Genomic DNA, 19,280 nt, shown 5'->3' on the forward strand with positions numbered 1-19,280 from the left:
GTAATTTAATAAAAAATGAAACTCACTTTATCTAATAAGTAAGCTTCATTTTCATTTTTAACTCTTTAAAGTGTGGACAAAACATAGATCGGGTAATCCCCTAAAATTTTTATTTCTGCGCCAATCAGTTCCAGTTCTGTTAAAGCTGCTTCAATTAGTTTTTCTGGTTGATCATTCACTAAGTCCATTAAAAAGAAGTACTCTCCGAGCTTTGTTTTCAACGGCCGCGATTCTATTTTGCTAAGATTAATCCCTCGCCAACTAAACACGCTTAATGCTTTGTGTAAAGAGCCAGGAACATTACTTGGCATCGTAATCGCCAGCGTTATTTTTTTCTCAGATAGCGGGAAAGAAATCGCTAAATTTTCAGAACCAAGAACCCAAAATCGGGTTTGATTTACCGATAAATCTTGTATATTTTTTTCAACAATGGTCAAATCATACATTTCCGCAGAAAGTTTTGGTGCAATAGCTGCAAAAGGTAATTCTGGATGTTCTGCAATGTATTTGGCGGCGTAAGCTGTTGAAGGCGTTGCTTCTAAAATCGCTTCTGGAAAGTTTTTCTCTAGAAACATCTGCGATTGAGCTAATGCTTGCGGATGTGATAAAATTTTCTGACTTTGTTGCCAGATCGCTTGATTCTCTTTTGCCACCATTAATTGTTGTTGAATCGGTAAAACTAACTCTGCTTGGACAGGTAACTGCGCTTGATGATACAAATAATCTATCGATGCGTTAACAGTTCCTTCAATCGTGTTTTCTATTGGAATAATGCTGCATGCCACTTCTTGCTGTTCAATTGCTTTCAAGCAAGCTGGAATCGATGCGTACGGTATCAATGTAGCATCAGGAAAAGCAGCCAACGTTGCACTGTACGTAAAGGAACCAATCGGACCTAAATAACCAACTTTCATCGTTTCTCTACTCCTTTAATTGTTGCAGAATTTCATGGATAATTTCTTCTGGTGAGCGATTGGTCGTATCAATTGTCATCTTCGCACATTCTTCATAAAAACTTTTACGAGACTCAAACAAAGTAATGATTTCTTTTGAAGAACGTTCTATAGCTAAGGGCCGTTGGTTTTCAGTATCTTCTGTGATTCTTTTTAACAGCTCTTCTGGTGTCGCATGTAAATAAATCACTTGCTGAAAAGATTTTAATAAGCTACGATTTTCTGGTCCGACAACAATCCCGCCCCCAGTTGAAAGGACGGCTGTATTTTTTGACAGCTCCTTTAAAAGTTGGGTTTCCTGTTCTCGGAAAGCTGCTTCACCATATTTTTCGAAATAGTCAGGAATTGAGCGTCCTATTTTTTCAATTAACGCTGTATCTAAATCAAGATGAGGCATCTTTAGTTTATTGGCCAAACTTTGACCAATAGTTGTTTTACCCGCACCCATGAAACCAATTAAAACAATGCTTTCCATGGTTCGTTATCCTCCTTCGTTAACAACTTAAACGTTCTAAGTCGTCAAAAAATGCTGGATAAGAAACTGAAACTGCTTCAGCCTTATCTAATTCAACAGTGCCTTCTTTTACAAGTAATGCAGCAATTTGTAACATCATCCCGATACGATGATCCCCATAACTGGTAACTCTTCCACCATGTAAAGAAGTTGGCCCATGTATAATTAAGCCATCATCAGTAGGCGTGATGTCGGCGCCTAAAATTGTTAATTCTTTCGCTACTGCATCAATCCGATTGGTTTCTTTGACTTTCAATTCTTCTGCATCTCGAATGATTGTCGTGCCAGTAGCCTGAGTAGCTAACAAAGCAATAATCGGTAACTCATCAATTAAACGTGGGATAATAGCGCCACCAATCTCTGTAGCTGTTAATTGACTCGTTTTTACAAGTAAATCGCCAGAGTGATTGGCCTCATCTTCATTTAAAATAGTGACGGAACCGCCCATGTTTTTAATCACATCTAAAATACCTGTCCGCGTTTGATTTAAGCCAACATTTTTCAGAAGTATCTCGCTATCTGGGACTACTAAACCCGCAACTAAAAAGAAAGCCGCAGAAGAGATATCGCCAGGAACTACCACGTTTTGACCTGTTAATTGTTGTGGTCCAGTTAACATAATTTTTTTATCATCTACTTCAAGCGTCCCACCAAATTGTCGAATCATCTCTTCTGTATGATCACGTGTCTTTTCTTTCTCAACCACTACAGAAGTGCCCTCGGCTTGCAAAGCGGCGAATAAAATAGCCGATTTCACTTGAGCACTCGCAACAGGCATTGTGTAGTCAATAGGTTGTAAATTTTGAGTCCCGCGAATAGAAATTGGCGGAAACTCCGTTTGTTGAACCCCTTGACATTCCGCTCCCATTTGGTTTAAAGGAAGCATCACACGATTCATCGGTCGTTTAGCAATAGACGCATCACCAGCTAGGCGCGTTTCAAAGGGACAGCCAGCTAAAATGCCTAGCATTAGACGAATTGTTGTCCCTGAATTTCCAACATCAATTGTATTCTTCGCCTTTTTTAAGCCTGCAAATCCTTGCCCCTCAACGGTGATTGTCGTCCCGTCATCTTCAATGTTCACACCTAAAGAACGAAACGCCGCTAAGGTACTTAAACAATCTTCGCCTCTTAGAAAATTTGTAATCGTCGTTTTTCCAGAAGAAATCGCTCCAAACATAATACTTCTATGGGAAATCGATTTGTCGCTAGGAACCATCAGAGTCCCTTGTAAATGTTTCACATTTGTACGTAGTTGCACCCTCATCACCTCTTATTTTTCGTAACATGTATAGTTCGTTTTTTTAGATAAAATTTGTTTTGCAGCTTGGCAGTCTGGTTGATTTTTAAAAGACAATTGAAGAATCCCATAGATTTCTTCTCTCGTTTCTAAAATTTTAATATTTGTAAGAGAAAGGTCCGCTTCGCCTAAAATTTGCGTAATTTCAGCAATGATTCCTGGTTGATCTGGTACATCAACAAACAGATCATAGAAAGCTGGGATTGCGCCTTCTTTATGAATAGGCAATTGAGCACGTGTTTCTTTGGCTTTATCAAAAAAATTACGAATAGCTGGGGCGTTTTTTTCCGTTAACCATTGGCAAACAGTAGTCATCTCTTTTTGCCAATTTTCTAGTAAGTCCAATAATACTAAGCGATTGCTTAATAAAATATCCGTCCACATCGTTGCATCAGAGGAAGCAATTCGAGTAATATCTCTAAATCCTCCAGCCGCTAGCTGCTGTGCTCTAGGGTAAGTGGTATTCAGTTGCTGACTTTCGTTCACTAAAGCTGCGGCAACAATATGTGGCAAGTGACTTAGAGCACCAGTAATTTCATCATGTTCCTGTGCAGGCATCGTAATAAACTTCGCATGCGTTCCTTTTAATAACGTTTGTAACTCCTGAATCTGTTTGCTTTTTTCGCCATGGTCATCGGTAAAAATATAGTAGGCATTTTCAAACAAACGTTCATCAGCGGCTGTTACGCCGGATTTATGTGAACCAGCCATTGGATGACCACCAATAAAATTTTTCATGTTAAGCTTTGTTGCTAACTGATTAATTTCCACCTTGGTACTACCCACATCTGTGATCAGAGCAGTTTCTAGTGATAATTGGTTTAATTCTTCTAGTTGTACTAAAGTTGCTTTAACTGGGGAACAAAGAAAAATAATCTCTGCTCGTCTTGCCCCACTTGTTAAAGATTCAGCTATCTCATCAATTAGACCCGTTTTCTTAGCAAATTCAGTTGACTCCGCTTGATTATCAAAACCGATAATCTCACTGTTTGGATGCCCTTTTTTGATACACAAAGCCAGTGAACTCCCGATTAGCCCTAATCCTACGATTAAAATACGTTTCTTCATTTTTTCCCTCCATATACTTGCGACTTTCTTCCATTAAAAGTTTTGAGTATATAGACGATAACGTTTCACTGCTTCTTTCATTTGTTCAAATGAGTCACTATCAAATTTTTCGAGCATAGCCTTCGCTACTTCCGTTGCAACAACGGCTTCACAAACAACGCTAGCGGCCGGTACTGCCGTGCTATCAGAGCGCTCAACGCTGGCCTTATAAGGCTCTTTTGTATCAATATTTACGCTTTGCAATGGTTTATAAAGGGTTGGAATAGGTTTCATGACACCACGAACGATGATTGGCATTCCGTTGGTCATTCCTCCTTCAAAACCGCCTAAATTGTTGGAAGTTCTGGTATAACCTGTACTTTCGTCCCAAACAATCTCGTCCATCACTTGGCTACCAGGGCGTTGTGCCATTTCAAATCCAATGCCAAACTCAGCACCTTTAAAAGCATTGATGCTTACAACAGCCTGCGCAATTTTGGCATCTAGTTTACGATCCCATTGAACATAGCTCCCTAAGCCAGCTGGAACGCCACCCACAAGTACTTCTACTACCCCACCAATTGTATCGCCATTTTTCTTGGTTTGGTCAATTAGTTCTTTCATTTTTTCTTCTACGGAAGGATCTAATACGCGAACGGCAGATTGTTCAGATCGTTCTTGAATTTCACGAATCGTTAAATTTTCAGGAATCGTAGCTTCAATCCCACCTAATACCGCGACATGCCCAGCAACTTGGATATCCAATTCAGCTAAGAGTTTTTTAGCAACCGCACCAATCGCCACACGCATTGTTGTTTCTCGTGCCGAAGACCGTTCTAAAACATTCCGTAAATCATCATGTTGATATTTCATTCCACCGACTAAATCAGCATGTCCTGGACGTGGTTTGCTGACGCGGCGGATTTTCTTTTGTTTTTCAGGAACTGGCTCTACTGACATCACGGAGGTCCAATTTTTCCAGTCTTTGTTTTCGACAATCAACGTTACTGGTGAGCCAAGTGTTTTACCATGCCGAATACCCGAAGTAATACGTACTTGGTCTTTTTCAATTTTCATCCGTCCCCCACGACCGTAACCGCCTTGACGTCTTGCTAATTCTCGGTTAATCTCTTCGCTACTTAAAGGCAAGCCGGCTGGTAAGCCTTCAATAATAGCAGTTAATTCAGGTCCATGTGATTCGCCTGCTGTAATAAAGCGCATCTTAAATTCCTCCTTCTCTATTTAAAAATGCTCGAATTTCTTCCGTTGGTAAAGAGACAATTTTCGCTTGACCAATTTTTTCTAAGACAATGATTTTAATCTGTCCCCCACGTGTTTTTTTATCATGTGTAATTGCTTGATAGAGACGTTCTTCTGGCCAACGATCTGTCGTTACTGGTAAATGGAACTTTTCTAGCATGGTGACCAACTCTTGGGTAGTCCCAAGTGGGGAAAGCCCTCGTTGTTCTGCGACTTGAGTTATTTGAATCATTCCTAAAGAAACGCCTTCACCGTGAGCAATCACCCCGTAACCAGCTGTATTTTCTAATGCGTGGCCAATCGTATGCCCAAAATTCAGAATCAAACGTAAGCCCAAATCTAATTCATCTTCTTCGACGACATCACGTTTAATCTTGCAACAGGCCGTGATAATTTCTTCTGCATGTGCCACTAAATCTTGTTCATTTTCCAAAGAGGATAAACGGTGCCACAATTCAACATCAGCGATAGCTGCTGATTTTACAATTTCTGCAATTCCTTCACGAACACGTCTAGGTTCTAATGTTTTAAGTGTATTAGGATCAATTAAAACCCCATCTGGTTGGGCAAAAGTACCGACAAGATTTTTGGCTTTTTTAGTATTAACCGCTGTTTTACCTCCAATGCTACTATCTACTTGTGCCAGTAAGGTTGTTGGTACTTGCAAAAAGTGAATGCCGCGCATATAGGTTGAAGCGACAAATCCAGCTAGATCTCCCACAACGCCTCCACCTAAAGCAATTAGACCATCACTTCGAGTCAATTGCTGTTCCGCTAAAAAATCATAAAGCAGTTGAGCTGTTTCGAGGCTCTTACTTTGTTCACCTGCCGCTACAGCAATCAATGATGTTTCAAAACCAGCAGCTTGCAATTCTTTCTCAACAGCTGCGCCATATAATTTATTCACCGTTTCATCGGTAATAATCGCTACCCGTTGTGGCTGCCACAGGCTACGTACCCAGGTGCCAATTTTATCTAAGGCACCTGTTTCGATGGTTAAATCATATGAATGTGTAGGTAACGTTACGGTTAATTTCATGTCCTCTACTCCTCTGTCTTTACTAATCTTCTAAAGCATTAATTTCTTTCATTGCTTTTTCGATGATATGAACTTCTTTCATCATACGTAGGTAAGTTTTTTCATTCAAGGATTGTGGCCCATCTGACCACGCATTCGCTGGATCTGGGTGAATTTCTACAATCAAGCCGTCCGCACCTGAAGCAACACCTGCTCGGGCCATTGGCGGTACTAAATCCCAGATACCAACACCATGACTCGGATCAACAATAATTGGAAAATGACTTAATTTTTTAATTAAAGGCACCGCACTTAAATCAAGTGTATTGCGCGTAGCGGTTTCGTACGTACGAATCCCACGTTCAATGAAGATCACATTGAAATTTCCTTGCGCAGCAATGTATTCAGCTGCGTTTAGCCATTCATCAATCGTACCGGCAATCCCGCGTTTTAAGCCAATAGGTTTTCCAGTTTTACCAACCGCTTGTAATAACTTGAAATTTTGCATGTTGCGCGCACCGATTTGTAAAATGTCACTGTATTTTGCGACAAGTTCTAAATTCGCTTCATCCATCACTTCTGTAATGACTTGCATATCTAATTCATCAGCCGCTTGGCGAATGTATTTCAGTCCTTCTTCTTCTAGCCCTTGGAAAGCGTATGGCGACGTTCTAGGTTTAAATGCACCACCTCGTAAAATTGTTGCACCGCCAGCTTTAGCAATTCGCGCACATTCACGAATCTGATCTAAGCTTTCGATTGAACAAGGACCCGCCATCATGGTCATACTGCCGTCACCGATTTTAACACCGTTCACATCAACCACTGTATTCTCTGGATGAAATAAACGACTCGTTAGTTTGTAAGACAACGAAATGCGGACACTTTTTTCCACGCCTTCTAATGCTGTTAACTCTGCTTCAACTAATTTTTCTGTATCACCAATCAAGCCTATCACTGTTTTTCCATTATCTTGACTTGTTTGAGTAGTTAAGCCTGCACCTGTTACTAAATCAATGACTTGTTTCATTTGCTTTTCGGTTGCATTTTCTTTCATAATTACGATCATTATATTCTCTCCTCATGCCTTTAAACGGCGCTCTTTTTATCTATTTTCAATTTTACGTTTTACGACTGATACAGGCATTTTTTGTCCTGTCCATTGTTCAAAAGCAGCAGCTCCTTGATAAAGTAGCATGTCCAAGCCGTTGCTTGTTTCTGCGCCACGTAAACGGGCTTCTTTTAATAACTGTGTTTCTCTGGGATTATAAATAGCATCATACACGAATAACTTCGGTTGAATCATTGCATAATTTTCTATAGGACTACTATGTGCATGTGGATGCATACCCACACTCGTTGCATTAACTAACAAGACGCTTTCAGCAACATCTTTTGCTAGTTTTTCAGTATCCGCTAAATCGTTTAAATGAATTACACAGTTGGTTCGTTCAGTGAAATTTGCCAGTTTTTTTTGACTGTCGTTAAACCCCGCGCTTTTCCTGTTGTAAACGGCGATTTCTTTCACGCCATCTAAAGCAGCTTGGGCAATGATTGATAAGGCTGCACCACCTGTTCCTAAGATGGTCATTTTATTCTGAAAAACGTCAACCTTTTTCTCTTTCAAACTCCACATAAAACCAGTACCATCCGTGCTGTCTCCGTAAAGTTTTCCATCTTTGTTGACAATCGTATTAATCGCGCCAACCAGTTGGGCGGTAGGACTTAGTTCATCCATATAACTTACAGCCGCCACTTTATTGGGCATTGATAAGTTGGCCCCTAACATGTGAAACGTTCGAATCGCTTCAATTGCTTGTGGCAATGTCTCTTGTCCAACGTCAAACGCCAGATACCGAGCATCAACTCCTAAATTTTGAAATGCTGTATTATGAATCAACGGTGAAATACTGTGTTGGCTGGGTTTCGCGAATAACCCAGCTAAACGAGTAGATCCAGTTATTTCTTTCATCCTGTGTGCTCCTTTACGAAATTTTTTTAGTAAGTTTCTGAAATCCTAATTTTTGGCCAAACAAAAAGGATATTCACAGTAAATTTTAAGAAAAATCTACAGTGAATACCCTACAAAAAAGCAATATAAAAGCCACTATAGATTTTCTTAAATCTACATGGCTGAAAGTCATCTTAAATTTCCCTAGCCATTATAGATACAAACGTTTGTTGTCTGTACCCATAATGTTATGAATACAAACCTATCTAAAATAGCTAAAGTAAAAGTTATTCAGTTGTGTATGGTTTTTCTTCGTTGTTGTCATAAGAATCACTCCAAAACTGATTTAATTAAGAATTGTTAACAGTATACCGCTAGAAAAAACATGTGTCAACACTTATTCGCTTATTTTTTTGACTATTCCATTAAAAACAATGTTATTTTATTCGCCAAAAGACTAAAAAAGCCACAGGAACCAGTCATTTCACTGATTCCTGTGGGGCAAAAATTATTTTAATTCTTCAGCGTATACATCATCAACTGTTTGTGTTGGGTCGATAACAATGTATAAGTTTTTAGTTTTTTCGCTGACTTTTGTAGATTGATAGATGTTATCCAAGCCCTCATCTGTTTTATCTTTGTAAGGGAAATAAACTAAATCTGGTGTGCCATTTTTGTAAAGAATTTCCATACGTTCGATATCTTCATATTTTAAAGCACGAGAGAACATCCCTAATTCTAAGCCACCTAAGTTAATATCGTGGGTTTGAACATGATCTCCTTCTTGGAAAATTTCAATTTTGAACCCTTCACATGGATGAATTTCAACAAATTCACTACCATGGATACGGCCAAAACTTGTTGTAATATGTTTAATCCATAAATCACCAATAAAACGACGATCAATCGTCCAAGTTTCACCATTTCTGAAATAAAATTTAAGTCCTGTCATTTCTCTAGCCATAGCACAAATCTCCTTACTTAAAAATAATTTCTTACATTATTAGTTTACCATACTTTTGATAAACGGTCACAAACTTTCGCTGTAGATTCTTAATCTTTTGTTATTCTTTTTAAAAAAGAATCAATCTCAACTACTGCACGTTGGTGAGAACCTTTGGCAATTTTTCGTTCTCCTTCATAAGCAACAAATTCATAGCGTATTTTGTGTGCAGTCTGTTCAATGCTGGTCATCGTAACAACGATTGTCGCCCCTACCGCGGATGGATATAAGTGGCGCAATTCTAACACCGTTCCGACAGTTGTTTCCCCAACTGATAATTGGTCCTTCACAGCTTCTTTGGCTGTTTGTTCAATCATGGCAGCTAAAGCAGGGGTTCCTAAAACTTCTAAGTCACCAGAACCGAGCATTTTTGCCGTTTGTGATTCTTTCACCAAAAATTCTTTTGTAAACATTTCTGTTGGCATTATGCTTTCTCTCCTTTTGAACGTTGTTTTTTGGCAAACGAAAGCAGAACTTCTTGTTTATTCTCTAAGCTACCTTCAACAACGTGTTGCTCGATTTCAGCAATCAGTTCCCCTAACCATTTGCCTGGTGTTTCTTCTAAGACGGCTAAAAGGTCTTTTCCTGTTATGGCCAATTCATGTCTTTGATGGATGGGTAATGCCTTAACTAACTCTTTTGTTACTTGTACTTGACTCTCTTGTTGGTAATAATATAAAAGCCTTTCAACAAGTACTGCTGATTCTTCGCCTAATTCATAAAGCATCATTGGCTGCCAGTCGTTATTCAAACGAAAACGCAGACCACGTACTAATTGTGAAACGTTTTGAATTAATTGATTTGAAAGTTTCCAAGCCTTTAAGAAGGAGCGGATTTCTGCTTCTGGTAAATTCAATGATTGGATAAGTAACGTCCACGCTTCTGCTTCTGTTTCAATTTGACGAGCAGGCAAGTACATTAAACGAAAAAGTCCAGCCCCTTGTTCTCGTAATTTGGGACAATATTGATAGCATTCTGTTTCAATAAACGGAGCTAAGCCACCTTGTCGATTAACCCCTAAAAGCATTTTTACAAATTCAATCGTAATGCGTTCTACTGAAATTTTTTCTAATAAAGGATGAAATTCAGCGATAGCGGCTAAGGTTTTTTCTTCAATTTTAAAATCTAATTGGCTAGCAAAGCGTAAGCCCCGCATCATCCGCAGAGCATCTTCATGAAACCGCTCATGGGGATTGCCGACTGCACGAATGGTTTGATTAGTTAAATCTTCGATACCATCAAATAAATCAATGATTTCGCCTGTGCTGTCAAGCGCCAAGGCATTAATCGTAAAATCTCGCCGTTTTAAATCTTCTTTCAAGGAGCGAACAAAGGTGACTTCATCTGGTCGGCGAAAGTCTTGATAAGTTGACTCGGTACGAAAGGTTGTTACTTCATACTGTTGATCTTCCATCAATACAAGGACTGTGCCATGTTCGATGCCCACATCAACGGTTCGTTTAAAAATTTGCTTAATTTCTTCTGGATAGGCACTTGTCGCAATATCGACATCATGGATTGGTTTATTTAATAAAGCATCACGGACACTGCCCCCGACAAAATACGCTTCAAAGCCCTGTGCATTGATTTCACGAATAACGGGAGCGGCTTCTTTAAATTCGTTTGGAATAGTTGTCAATTTCATAGCATCTGTTCCAATCCGTAAAGTAGTTCTGTTCTCTGTACCACTTGCCGACAAGCTAACGCCACTCCTGTCATGAATGAACGCCGATCATAAGAATCATGCCGAATAGTGAGCCCTTCACCTACACTGCCAAATTGGACTTGTTGGTGTGCCACTAAACCAGGTAAGCGGACACTATGGATTCGCAGACCCTCGAAATCAGCCCCGCGTGCCCCTGGTATTGATTCTACCTCTTGCGGATTCCCTTGTTTTTTTGCTGGCCGAACTTCTTGAATCATTTCTGCAGTTTTTATAGCCGTTCCACTTGGTGCATCTAATTTGTTATCATGATGTAATTCAATGATTTCCACATCCGGAAAATACTGTGCCGCTTTTTGGGCAAATTGCATCATTAAAACTGCCCCAATTGCAAAATTTGGCGCAATTAAGCCGCCGATGGCTTTTTCTCGAGATAGGTTTGTCAATTCGTTGATTTGTTCCTCCGTAAAGCCTGTCGTCCCAACAACTGGCGCCATACCGTGTTCCAACGCAAAACGCGTATTTGGATAGGCGGCTTCAGGAACCGTAAAATCAATCCAAACATCTGGTTTGACAGCTAGGACTTCTTCTAAGCGCTGAAAAACGGGAATTGCTGTTTCATCATTGAAAGAAACAGTTTCTTGTGCTTCATGAGGATCATACACACCTACTAATTCAAAGTCTGCGGTTTCTAAGACCATTTGTGTAGCAGTACTGCCCATCCGTCCTTTAAACCCAGCGACAATTATTTTAATCATGTGTTTTCCCATCCTTTCTTTCAAAGCGATAGCGATCCCGCTTGTTAAATTTGGCCATATTTTCTTCAAAAACTTCGGTTAAATCAATCTCTAAAGAATTTGCCATGCTAATCAATACAAAAAAGACATCTCCAAGTTCCTCTGATACTGTCTTTGGTTTTTCGTCTGCTTTTTTCTGTTTTTCACCATAATAATGATTGACTTCACGGGCTAATTCTCCGACCTCTTCCGTCAAACGAGCCATTTGTCCTAATGGTGAAAAATAGCCTGTTTTAAACTGTTGAATATAATCATCAACTTCTGTTTGCATCGATTGCAAACTACGTTGTTCTGATTCTGACATTTTACCCCAACCTTTCTTACTCTACCTCCTACATCTTATCAAAAACTCGGCTATCTGGAAAGGTTCTACTTGTTGTTTTATATAGAGAATGATACAGTTTATACTGTAAAAGGACGTGATTAAATGGAAGAACAAAGATTTTATTTTAAAGATGTGTTATTTATTGTATTAGGAAGCTGTATCTATGCCTTTGGTTTGGTTACTTTCAATATTGCCAATGACCTGGCCGAAGGTGGTGTCACAGGGATTACTTTGATTTTAAGAGCCTTATTTCATTTTAACCCAGCATATACGACATTATTAATCAATATTCCGCTCTTATTAATTGGTGGTAAAATTTTAGGCAAACGTTCCCTCTATTATACGCTAATTGGTACCGTGTCGTTATCGGTATTTTTGTGGTTTTGGCAAAAATTTCCTGTTGAAATTAATTTAGATCATGATTTATTGATTGCTGCTCTCTTAGCTGGTTTGGCCGCAGGATTCGGGAGTGGCCTTGTTTACCGCGTAGGCGGAACCACTGGTGGGACCGACGTCATTGCCCGCATTTTCGAAAAATACTTTGGGATTAGCATGGGCCGCTCGTTGTTACTTTTTGATGTTGCAGTCTTACTCCTCTCGTTGACCTATATTGATGTCAAACGAATGATGTATACTTTAATTGTGTCCTTTGTTTTCAGTCGTGTTGTCGATTCTGTACTCGACGGAGCCTATGCTGCGAAAGGAATTTTAATTGTTTCCAATCATTCCGAAGAAATCGGTCAAAGTTTAATGGCTTCTTTAGAACGTGGGGTAACATATTTAAATGGTGAAGGTGCTTATTCACAAGTGGAAAAACGGGTTCTCTACACGGTAGTCAGCCCTCGAGAAATAATGGAAGTCAAACGGATTGCTAATGAAATAGATGAAAAAGCCTTTGTGTCCATCATTAACGTACATGAAGCAATTGGCGAAGGCTTTACTTATGCAAAACCTAGCAAACAACGGCGCTTTAAATTAAAACAATAAATAAAACCCAGCATTTATTGAAAATGCTGGGTTTTATTTATTGTTGTTTCAAACGATTTAATTCATCGGATAATTCTAAAAACGCTTCTTTGTTGCCTGTTTCTAAAGCATCATCAATTTGAGCTTTAAGTAATGCCATTCGTTGCGTTTGTTCTTCTTGCTTAAAGTATTGATCAATCGCTCTGGCAACTTCCTGATCCACTTGTTCATTCCATGGCGCAAACGGATTATCTTCTAAAACAGATAAATACTGGCTCGTTTGCCATGCCTCTGGAAATACACATTCTAAATAAAGAGCTTTCCGCCAATTCATTCGAATCTCATGAAAAATTTGTTCCGGATCTGTAAATTCTTGTGCTTGGATAAAAAGCAATAACGGCTCCTTACCTAAACCATCTGCTACCACGCGGATCCCTCGATCAGTCTTCTCTACGTTCTCAACAAAATGAACATTATTTAAAATCGCATCGTGCGTTAATAAGTAATTTAAAATCCACAGTACTTCTCTTCTTCCAAAAGGCACTGTATTCACTAACCAAGTTAAAAATTTTTTCTTTTCTGATAAACTAACAAACATCGTCGTTTCCTATCTTTCTTCCATATCTGCTAGCACAGATTGCATGTCGACATCACCAGGTTCATGTTCCAAATAATGGTGCAACAAGTGTTTTGCTTTTTCAAGTTCGCCTTCTTCTCGTAAGAACAATGCGTATTCTTTTAGAAATTCTGGTTCGTGAGACAATTCTTGCGCTGCTTGTTCGTAATGAACTTTAGCGACGGCAAAGTCTTCTAATTCGTTGTACGCTTTTGCTAAGTTCCATTCAGCATAAGGATGATCCGTTTCCTCTAAATCATTTAAGATAGTAATTACTTCCTCAAAACGCTCTTCCGTGATGTAGAGATTACTTAAGGTCAAACGACTTTCATCTGTTTTCTCACCTAATTCCAAAGCTTTTAACAACCAATTTTCAGCACCAGCAATGTCGTGTAAGCGATAGGCATTTTCAGAGGCAAATTGGTATAACTCTACTTGGAATGGGTTTTCCGCAATTCCTTCTTCGATCACCGCTTTTGCTTCCTCTAATTGCTCTTCTTCTTGGAGCGCTTCCGCTAAATATAGATAAAGTGATTGATAATGTGGGTTTAGTGTTTTTAATTGCTGGAACAACGCAATGGCTTTTTGATTCTCATGTAACTGTAAATAAGTGAAAGCTAACTGGAATAAACGATCGTCTGTTTGTTCTTCTTTGACCGCGGCTTCCAAATAAGGAACTGCTTCTTCAAAATCACCTAACATGCTGTAACTACTTCCTAAGCGTTCGTTCAAGGAAATAGCAGAGATTTGCGCTGTCCCACTTTCTACAATGCTTTGATAACGAGTAATAGCCTCGACAAATTGACCATTTGTAAAATATAGTTCTCCCAAAGCAAATTGAATTAACGGCTCTTCTGGCATAAGATTGGCTGCTTCTTTTAATTTCGCTTCACTGACTTCTGGAATCCCTAAAACTTGGTACAAATCCGCAGTGACTAAGAGACTTTGGACATAACTGTCACTAGTTTCTGGAATTTTTTCTAAATAGATGAATGCGTCATCTATTTCATTATTTTCAATGGCGATTTCTGCTAATGGAATGTTTAAGCCATCTGCATCGGGAAATTGTTCCAACAATTGTTGGAAAATTTGTTTGGCTTCTTCTAGAAAACCTAAAGATAATAACGTTTCCCCTAAATCAGCTAAGGTATTTTCATCATCTTTCTTTAATGCTTCTTCAAACATTAACTGTGCTTCTGCTAAATTTTCAGCTTGTAATGCTTGAACCATTTTTTCACTATATGACATAATTTCCCCTCAAATCTCTTTTAAAATTTCTTGGTATCTTTCAATCGTTGTTAACAGTTGATCGGGCGTTGGCTTTAAAGCTGCTCCTAGTTGACCGATTTTTTCCAACACCATAGGAGGACCTAGTGTTTCTGTGTGAAGCAAAACTTGTTCTGCGTAATCAGCACTTAAAATTTCTTTTGGAAACGCCACCGGAAAACCTAAGCGAATAAACCAAACGATAAAATTTTTAAATTGAAAATCAAAGTGATTGACTTGCTGGCTCCATAAAACTTGTAACAACAATCCCAATAATCGTTTCATGGGACCTGATAACAAATGGCCATTTTCGGTTGTAGCAAAGGCCACTTCAAAAACTCGGCCAAATTGATCCACTTTTTCCCCTGCTTGTTCATACAAAGATAACAACTCGTCTAAAATACCATTAAATGACGTTTGATTCAACCGTTTTTTATCTGGATACGTTTGGTATAGCATTTGTAAATAAGTATAATCACAGACAAGACCCGCTCGAATAAAAACGAGCAAATCAATTAAAGGGGCAGCACCTTTTTTATTGGTCAAGGTACTATCAAACAAAATTTCTTCTGAATGATTTTCTATATGCATAGTTGCATGCTGTGCTTGCTGAATTGTGGCACTTGGTAAAAGTCCTTGCCGTAACGCTTGAACAGACACAGGCATCAGCCAACATTTGGAGGAACACTTACTTACTTGGTGCAGAAATGCGGTTAATTGTAGTACCCCTTCATTACCCAAACCAATCAATAAAACATCCTGATTTTCTGGCCAATCAGCTAAGAAACGTAACACACTTTCTAATTCTGATAAGTCATTGCAATGAACATCATTGCGACAAATATACCAGTTTAATCCCAACTGTTCCCCAAAGGCATAATTAATCTTCTCAGAAAAAAGATCATAGTAACGCTGATTCGCCAAAACAACGATTGACTCCGTCGTTACTGGTCGTTTTTTTAGGACGGAAGCAAATGTTTCTCCATAAATAATAGCGACCTTGTTTTCCCCTCTAGAATAGTTGTATTTCATTGATTCACCACCTTAAGACTGTTTCCTCTTCCTTTCACCCCAAGTCTAGCATAACCACTAAAAAACAGCTACTGGCAACAACTTATTTTTGTCCTTCATTCATAAATCTTTCTCTTTTTATCAAAAAAGCAAGGAGCGAGTGTCGAACCGTTCCCACTTGATTCTCGGAGCGAAGCACGTTTTTTCACCCAAGTTTCGTCACAATTTAACCTTTTAGCGTGCTGTTTCGACCACCTCTTAAAATAACATTTTCTATGTATGATTCAAAAAAGAACCCTTGGAAACCAAGGGTTCTAATTGTCTGTCTTATTTCACTGCATCTTTCAATGCTTTACCTGGTTTGAATGCAGGTACTTTGCTTGCAGCGATTTGAATTTCTTGTCCAGTTTGTGGGTTACGTCCTTTACGAGCTGCGCGTTCGCGAACTTCAAAGTTACCAAAACCGATTAATTGAACTTTTTCACCTTTAGCAAGAGTTTCTTGAATTGTTGAAAAGACAGCGTCTACTGCTGCAGTAGCATCTTTTTTAGTTAAACCAGTTGAAGATGCAACGTTTTCGATTAATTCTGCTTTATTTGCCATGGATCATTTCACCTCCTCTATAAGAGATACGATGTTTTTACACACCTAAAGTTCCGTCTATTTTTGAGTGGTCCAAAAACAGACAGCAAATATTGATCTGGTTCAATATTCTGTTAACAAGATAGCATAAGAAAGTTGTAATAGCAAGGTTTTTAGTGTATTTTAACCAGTTTTTTCAAAAAATAATCATTTTTTCTCAAAGTTGATAAATTTATTTGAATATCTAAAAAAAGTATGGTAGAATGCACTATTTTCGGCGTCGCGGAATGATTTTAATCGGTGTACCTTCAAACGTAAATGCTTTTCTGATTTGATTTTCTAAAAACCGGGCATAAGAAAAGTGCATTAGTTCTTCTTCGTTGACAAAAATAACAAATGTAGGTGGTTTGACTGCCACTTGTGTTGCATAAAAAATCTTCAAACGTTTTCCTTTATCGGTTGGTGTTGGATTAATTGCTACAGCATCCATTACAACGTCATTTAACAACGCTGAAGGAATCCGTAAGTTTTGATTCATACTTACTGTTTCAATTAGTTCAGGCAGTTTGTTTAAACGTTGTTTGGTTAATGCAGACACAAAAATAATAGGTGCATAATCTAAATATTGGAATTCATCACGAATTTCCGCTTCAAAATCACGCATTGTATTTGTATCTTTTTTAACTGTATCCCATTTGTTGACCACGATAATAATACCCCGACCTGCTTCATGGGCATAGCCCGCCACACGCTTGTCTTGCTCACGAATACCTTCTTCTGCATTCAAGACCATTAAAACAATGTCTGAGCGTTCAATCGCCCGCATTGCGCGCATGACGCTATATTTTTCAGTTGATTCGTATACTTTTCCACGTTTACGCATACCAGCCGTATCAATCATTAAGAACTTTTGACCTTCTTCAGATTCAAAATACGTATCGATTGCATCTCGCGTTGTTCCTTCAATATCTGAAACAATCACACGATCTTCACCAAGAATAGCATTAATCAATGATGATTTACCGACATTTGGACGCCCGATTAAACTAAATTTAATTGTATCTTCGTCCTCTTCTTCTGAAGTGTTAGGAAAATGTTTAACTGCTTCGTCTAACACATCGCCAATGCCTAAACCGTGACTACCAGAAACTGGGAAAGGATCCCCTAGTCCTAAAGCATAAAATTCATAAATATCATTACGCATTTCAGGATTGTCAACTTTATTAACAGCTAAGATCACTGGTTTATTACTACGATATAAAATTTTTGCTACTAACTCATCTGCATCAGTAATTCCTTCACGGCCACTAGCAACAAAGATAATCACATCTGCTTCATCAATCGCAATTTCTGCTTGGTGTTTGATTTGGTCCATAAATGGTTCGTCACCTAAATCAATCCCACCTGTATCAATAATACTAAATTCACGCCCTAACCATTCTCCAGTTGTATAAATACGGTCGCGTGTTACGCCAGGAGTATCTTCTACAATCGAGATACGCTCACCGGCAATGCGGTTAAAAATAGTCGATTTACCGACATTCGGTCTACCGACAATCGCAATAGTTGGATTTGCCATTTGATTCCCTCCTTGAGAATTTCAATCCTTACTAGTTTACCTAATCAAACCTTAAAGTGCAAGAAAAGTTTTAGTTTCTGCTGATTTTCTAACCAATTCAAGAAAAAATGAGTTTGACATAGCCGATCTATTTACGGCTATGTCAAACTCATAAATTTCAAGAAAGTAACGTGTTATTCCTCTTCTTTCGCATCAGATAAAGCGTCACCTAAAATATCGCCCATGGTAAAACCAGTATTTTCTTCAGGCAATTCATATTCCTGTTCTTCTTTTGGTTCTTCTTGAGACTCAGGTTTTGGTTCTAACGCTTTGATACTTAAAGCAATACGATGTTCCTCTGGATTAACTTCTAAAACTTTCACTTGTACTTGATCCCCTTCATGAAGGACTTCATGAGGCGTTGCAATATGCTTGTGAGAAATTTGAGAAATATGCACTAATCCTTCCACACCAGGGAAAACTTCCACAAACGCACCGAAGCTGGTTAAGCGTTTTACTGTTCCATCTAAAACAGTCCCAGCGGCTGCTTTTGTTTCGATATCTGTCCATGGTCCAGGCAATGTTTCTTTAATAGATAAAGAAATACGTCCTTCTTCTGGATTAATTGAAAGAATTTTTACTTGAACGTCTTCGCCAACAGTTAACGCATCACTTGGTTTGCCCACATGCTGATGAGCAATTTCAGAAACATGAACTAAACCATCCACGCCACCTAAATCAATGAATGCGCCGAAATCTGTTAAACGAGCTACTTTCCCTTCAACAACGTCTCCGTCATGTAAAGAAGAAAGTAATTCTTCTTTTTTCGATTCTTTTTCAGCTTCAACAACTGCTTTATGTGAAAGAATTAAGCGGTTTTCTGAAGGTTCGATTTCAATAATTTTAAATGCTAGTGTTTGACCTTTATATTCAGAAAAATCTGCAACAAAATGATCTTCAACCATTGAGGCAGGAACAAATCCGCGAACACCGACATCAACAACCAAACCACCTTTAACAACATTTGTAACAGGTGCTTCGATTACTTTGCCCGCTTGGAAATCTTGTTCAATTTCTTCCCAAACTTTTTTAGCATCTAAACGGCGTTTTGACAGTAAATAACTGCCGTTTTCTTTATCTTTGCCAATTGATGTGATAACAACTAAATCTAACACATCACCGACTTTCACAAGTTCGTGTACATCTTCAACTGGTAAAGTCGATAATTCCTTTGCAGGAACAACGCCTTCAACGCCCGCTCCTTCAATGCCGACAACAACTTGTTTGTCTTCGATGGCTAAAACTTCGCCTTTAACAATATCGCCAACACTGACTTCTTGAACGCTGTTCATTGCATCTTCCATTGTTTCGTTGTTTGCTACTTGTTTGTCTTCAAAATCTGTCATGCCTCTTATCCTCCTATGCCAACAAAAATTCCAAAACTTAGCTA

General features: G+C 38.8%; 20 protein-coding genes. 1 reads left to right on the forward strand and 19 read right to left on the reverse strand.

Annotated features, from left to right (window positions below; translation table 11 throughout):
* Positions 1-65 precede the first annotated feature (65 nt).
* The 13 genes from pheA to HMPREF2810_RS06970 all read right to left on the reverse strand — a co-directional run bounded on the left by pheA (position 66) and on the right by HMPREF2810_RS06970 (position 11,810).
* On the reverse strand, positions 66-914 hold the full coding sequence (gene pheA, locus HMPREF2810_RS06910) for a prephenate dehydratase (RefSeq protein WP_002374851.1): 849 nt from the start codon (positions 912-914) through the stop codon (positions 66-68).
* Between the two features lie 7 nt (positions 915-921).
* A complete protein-coding gene (locus HMPREF2810_RS06915) occupies positions 922-1,428 on the reverse strand; it encodes a shikimate kinase (protein ID WP_010715201.1) in 507 nt (168 codons plus the stop codon).
* A 19-nt stretch (positions 1,429-1,447) separates the two neighbouring features.
* The gene (aroA, locus tag HMPREF2810_RS06920) at positions 1,448-2,686 is read right to left on the reverse strand and encodes a 3-phosphoshikimate 1-carboxyvinyltransferase (protein ID WP_370684044.1); all 1,239 of its coding nucleotides are present in this window, start codon (positions 2,684-2,686) and stop codon (positions 1,448-1,450) included.
* 54 nt (positions 2,687-2,740) lie between these two features.
* Complete coding sequence (locus HMPREF2810_RS06925; protein ID WP_002420202.1) at positions 2,741-3,835, reverse strand: prephenate dehydrogenase; 1,095 nt, start codon at positions 3,833-3,835, stop codon at positions 2,741-2,743.
* Positions 3,836-3,868: 33 nt separating this feature from the next.
* Positions 3,869-5,035, reverse strand: coding sequence for a chorismate synthase (gene aroC / locus HMPREF2810_RS06930; protein ID WP_002357582.1), 1,167 nt, complete (start codon positions 5,033-5,035; stop codon positions 3,869-3,871).
* 1 nt (position 5,036) lies between these two features.
* Positions 5,037-6,113, reverse strand: coding sequence for a 3-dehydroquinate synthase (gene aroB / locus HMPREF2810_RS06935; protein ID WP_010715199.1), 1,077 nt, complete (start codon positions 6,111-6,113; stop codon positions 5,037-5,039).
* A 22-nt stretch (positions 6,114-6,135) separates the two neighbouring features.
* Positions 6,136-7,161 (reverse strand): 3-deoxy-7-phosphoheptulonate synthase, encoded by a 1,026-nt coding sequence (gene aroF, locus HMPREF2810_RS06940; RefSeq protein WP_002363948.1) that lies wholly within the window; start codon positions 7,159-7,161, stop codon positions 6,136-6,138.
* 36 nt (positions 7,162-7,197) lie between these two features.
* On the reverse strand, positions 7,198-8,064 hold the full coding sequence (gene aroE, locus HMPREF2810_RS06945; RefSeq protein ID WP_002377421.1) for a shikimate dehydrogenase: 867 nt from the start codon (positions 8,062-8,064) through the stop codon (positions 7,198-7,200).
* A gap of 487 nt (positions 8,065-8,551) precedes the next feature.
* Entirely contained in the window at positions 8,552-9,007 is a 456-nt protein-coding gene (locus HMPREF2810_RS06950) for a hypothetical protein (protein ID WP_002357586.1), read from the reverse strand.
* A gap of 89 nt (positions 9,008-9,096) precedes the next feature.
* Positions 9,097-9,471 carry a thioesterase family protein gene (locus HMPREF2810_RS06955; protein WP_002420204.1) on the reverse strand — a complete coding sequence of 125 codons (375 nt, stop codon included), beginning with the start codon at positions 9,469-9,471 and terminating at the stop codon, positions 9,097-9,099.
* Positions 9,471-10,691 carry a CCA tRNA nucleotidyltransferase gene (locus tag HMPREF2810_RS06960; RefSeq protein WP_025192222.1) on the reverse strand — a complete coding sequence of 407 codons (1,221 nt, stop codon included), beginning with the start codon at positions 10,689-10,691 and terminating at the stop codon, positions 9,471-9,473. The genes HMPREF2810_RS06955 and HMPREF2810_RS06960 overlap by 1 nt, the downstream gene beginning before the upstream one ends.
* Positions 10,688-11,467, reverse strand: a complete 780-nt coding sequence (gene dapB, locus HMPREF2810_RS06965) for a 4-hydroxy-tetrahydrodipicolinate reductase (protein ID WP_002357591.1) — start codon at positions 11,465-11,467, stop codon at positions 10,688-10,690. The genes HMPREF2810_RS06960 and dapB overlap by 4 nt, the downstream gene beginning before the upstream one ends.
* Entirely contained in the window at positions 11,460-11,810 is a 351-nt protein-coding gene (locus HMPREF2810_RS06970) for a nucleotide pyrophosphohydrolase (protein WP_002363944.1), read from the reverse strand. The genes dapB and HMPREF2810_RS06970 overlap by 8 nt, the downstream gene beginning before the upstream one ends.
* A 123-nt stretch (positions 11,811-11,933) precedes the next feature.
* Here HMPREF2810_RS06970 and HMPREF2810_RS06975 point away from each other — a divergent pair, with 123 nt between their 5' ends.
* Entirely contained in the window at positions 11,934-12,818 is an 885-nt protein-coding gene (locus HMPREF2810_RS06975) for a YitT family protein (RefSeq protein WP_002357595.1), read from the forward strand.
* Positions 12,819-12,855: 37 nt separating this feature from the next.
* Here the strand turns inward: HMPREF2810_RS06975 and HMPREF2810_RS06980 are convergent, their stop codons facing one another.
* The 6 genes from HMPREF2810_RS06980 to rpsA form a co-directional block, all read right to left on the reverse strand.
* A complete protein-coding gene (locus HMPREF2810_RS06980; RefSeq protein ID WP_002360333.1) occupies positions 12,856-13,395 on the reverse strand; it encodes a ReoY family proteolytic degradation factor in 540 nt (179 codons plus the stop codon).
* 9 nt (positions 13,396-13,404) lie between these two features.
* Positions 13,405-14,661, reverse strand: coding sequence for a tetratricopeptide repeat protein (locus tag HMPREF2810_RS06985; protein ID WP_002377424.1), 1,257 nt, complete (start codon positions 14,659-14,661; stop codon positions 13,405-13,407).
* A 9-nt stretch (positions 14,662-14,670) separates the two neighbouring features.
* Complete coding sequence (locus HMPREF2810_RS06990; RefSeq protein WP_010715197.1) at positions 14,671-15,711, reverse strand: hypothetical protein; 1,041 nt, start codon at positions 15,709-15,711, stop codon at positions 14,671-14,673.
* Between the two features lie 306 nt (positions 15,712-16,017).
* A complete protein-coding gene (locus tag HMPREF2810_RS06995) occupies positions 16,018-16,293 on the reverse strand; it encodes an HU family DNA-binding protein (RefSeq protein WP_002357604.1) in 276 nt (91 codons plus the stop codon).
* 247 nt (positions 16,294-16,540) lie between these two features.
* Positions 16,541-17,851 carry a ribosome biogenesis GTPase Der gene (gene der, locus HMPREF2810_RS07000; RefSeq protein ID WP_002357608.1) on the reverse strand — a complete coding sequence of 437 codons (1,311 nt, stop codon included), beginning with the start codon at positions 17,849-17,851 and terminating at the stop codon, positions 16,541-16,543.
* A 173-nt stretch (positions 17,852-18,024) separates the two neighbouring features.
* On the reverse strand, positions 18,025-19,236 hold the full coding sequence (gene rpsA / locus HMPREF2810_RS07005) for a 30S ribosomal protein S1 (protein WP_002360341.1): 1,212 nt from the start codon (positions 19,234-19,236) through the stop codon (positions 18,025-18,027).
* Positions 19,237-19,280: the final 44 nt, after the last annotated feature.

Origin of the sequence: Enterococcus sp. HMSC078F03 (assembly GCF_001811595.1) — a bacterium.
Lineage (GTDB): Bacteria > Bacillota > Bacilli > Lactobacillales > Enterococcaceae > Enterococcus > Enterococcus faecalis.

Bases quoted from the DNA above. Each gene is read 5' to 3' on its own strand.
- pheA (WP_002374851.1), bottom strand. From the start codon at position 914: ATGAAAGTTGGTTATTTAGGTCCGATTGGTTCCTTTACGTACAGTGCA.
- HMPREF2810_RS06915 (WP_010715201.1), bottom strand. From the start codon at position 1,428: ATGGAAAGCATTGTTTTAATTGGTTTCATGGGTGCGGGTAAAACAACT.
- aroA (WP_370684044.1), bottom strand. From the start codon at position 2,686: ATGGTTCCTAGCGACAAATCGATTTCCCATAGAAGTATTATGTTTGGA.
- HMPREF2810_RS06925 (WP_002420202.1), bottom strand. From the start codon at position 3,835: ATGAAGAAACGTATTTTAATCGTAGGATTAGGGCTAATCGGGAGTTCA.
- aroC (WP_002357582.1), bottom strand. From the start codon at position 5,035: ATGCGCTTTATTACAGCAGGCGAATCACATGGACCTGAATTAACTGCT.
- aroB (WP_010715199.1), bottom strand. From the start codon at position 6,113: ATGAAATTAACCGTAACGTTACCTACACATTCATATGATTTAACCATC.
- aroF (WP_002363948.1), bottom strand. From the start codon at position 7,161: ATGATCGTAATTATGAAAGAAAATGCAACCGAAAAGCAAATGAAACAA.
- aroE (WP_002377421.1), bottom strand. From the start codon at position 8,064: ATGAAAGAAATAACTGGATCTACTCGTTTAGCTGGGTTATTCGCGAAA.
- HMPREF2810_RS06950 (WP_002357586.1), bottom strand. From the start codon at position 9,007: ATGGCTAGAGAAATGACAGGACTTAAATTTTATTTCAGAAATGGTGAA.
- HMPREF2810_RS06955 (WP_002420204.1), bottom strand. From the start codon at position 9,471: ATGCCAACAGAAATGTTTACAAAAGAATTTTTGGTGAAAGAATCACAA.
- HMPREF2810_RS06960 (WP_025192222.1), bottom strand. From the start codon at position 10,691: ATGAAATTGACAACTATTCCAAACGAATTTAAAGAAGCCGCTCCCGTT.
- dapB (WP_002357591.1), bottom strand. From the start codon at position 11,467: ATGATTAAAATAATTGTCGCTGGGTTTAAAGGACGGATGGGCAGTACT.
- HMPREF2810_RS06970 (WP_002363944.1), bottom strand. From the start codon at position 11,810: ATGTCAGAATCAGAACAACGTAGTTTGCAATCGATGCAAACAGAAGTT.
- HMPREF2810_RS06975 (WP_002357595.1), top strand. From the start codon at position 11,934: ATGGAAGAACAAAGATTTTATTTTAAAGATGTGTTATTTATTGTATTA.
- HMPREF2810_RS06980 (WP_002360333.1), bottom strand. From the start codon at position 13,395: ATGTTTGTTAGTTTATCAGAAAAGAAAAAATTTTTAACTTGGTTAGTG.
- HMPREF2810_RS06985 (WP_002377424.1), bottom strand. From the start codon at position 14,661: ATGTCATATAGTGAAAAAATGGTTCAAGCATTACAAGCTGAAAATTTA.
- HMPREF2810_RS06990 (WP_010715197.1), bottom strand. From the start codon at position 15,711: ATGAAATACAACTATTCTAGAGGGGAAAACAAGGTCGCTATTATTTAT.
- HMPREF2810_RS06995 (WP_002357604.1), bottom strand. From the start codon at position 16,293: ATGGCAAATAAAGCAGAATTAATCGAAAACGTTGCATCTTCAACTGGT.
- der (WP_002357608.1), bottom strand. From the start codon at position 17,851: ATGGCAAATCCAACTATTGCGATTGTCGGTAGACCGAATGTCGGTAAA.
- rpsA (WP_002360341.1), bottom strand. From the start codon at position 19,236: ATGACAGATTTTGAAGACAAACAAGTAGCAAACAACGAAACAATGGAA.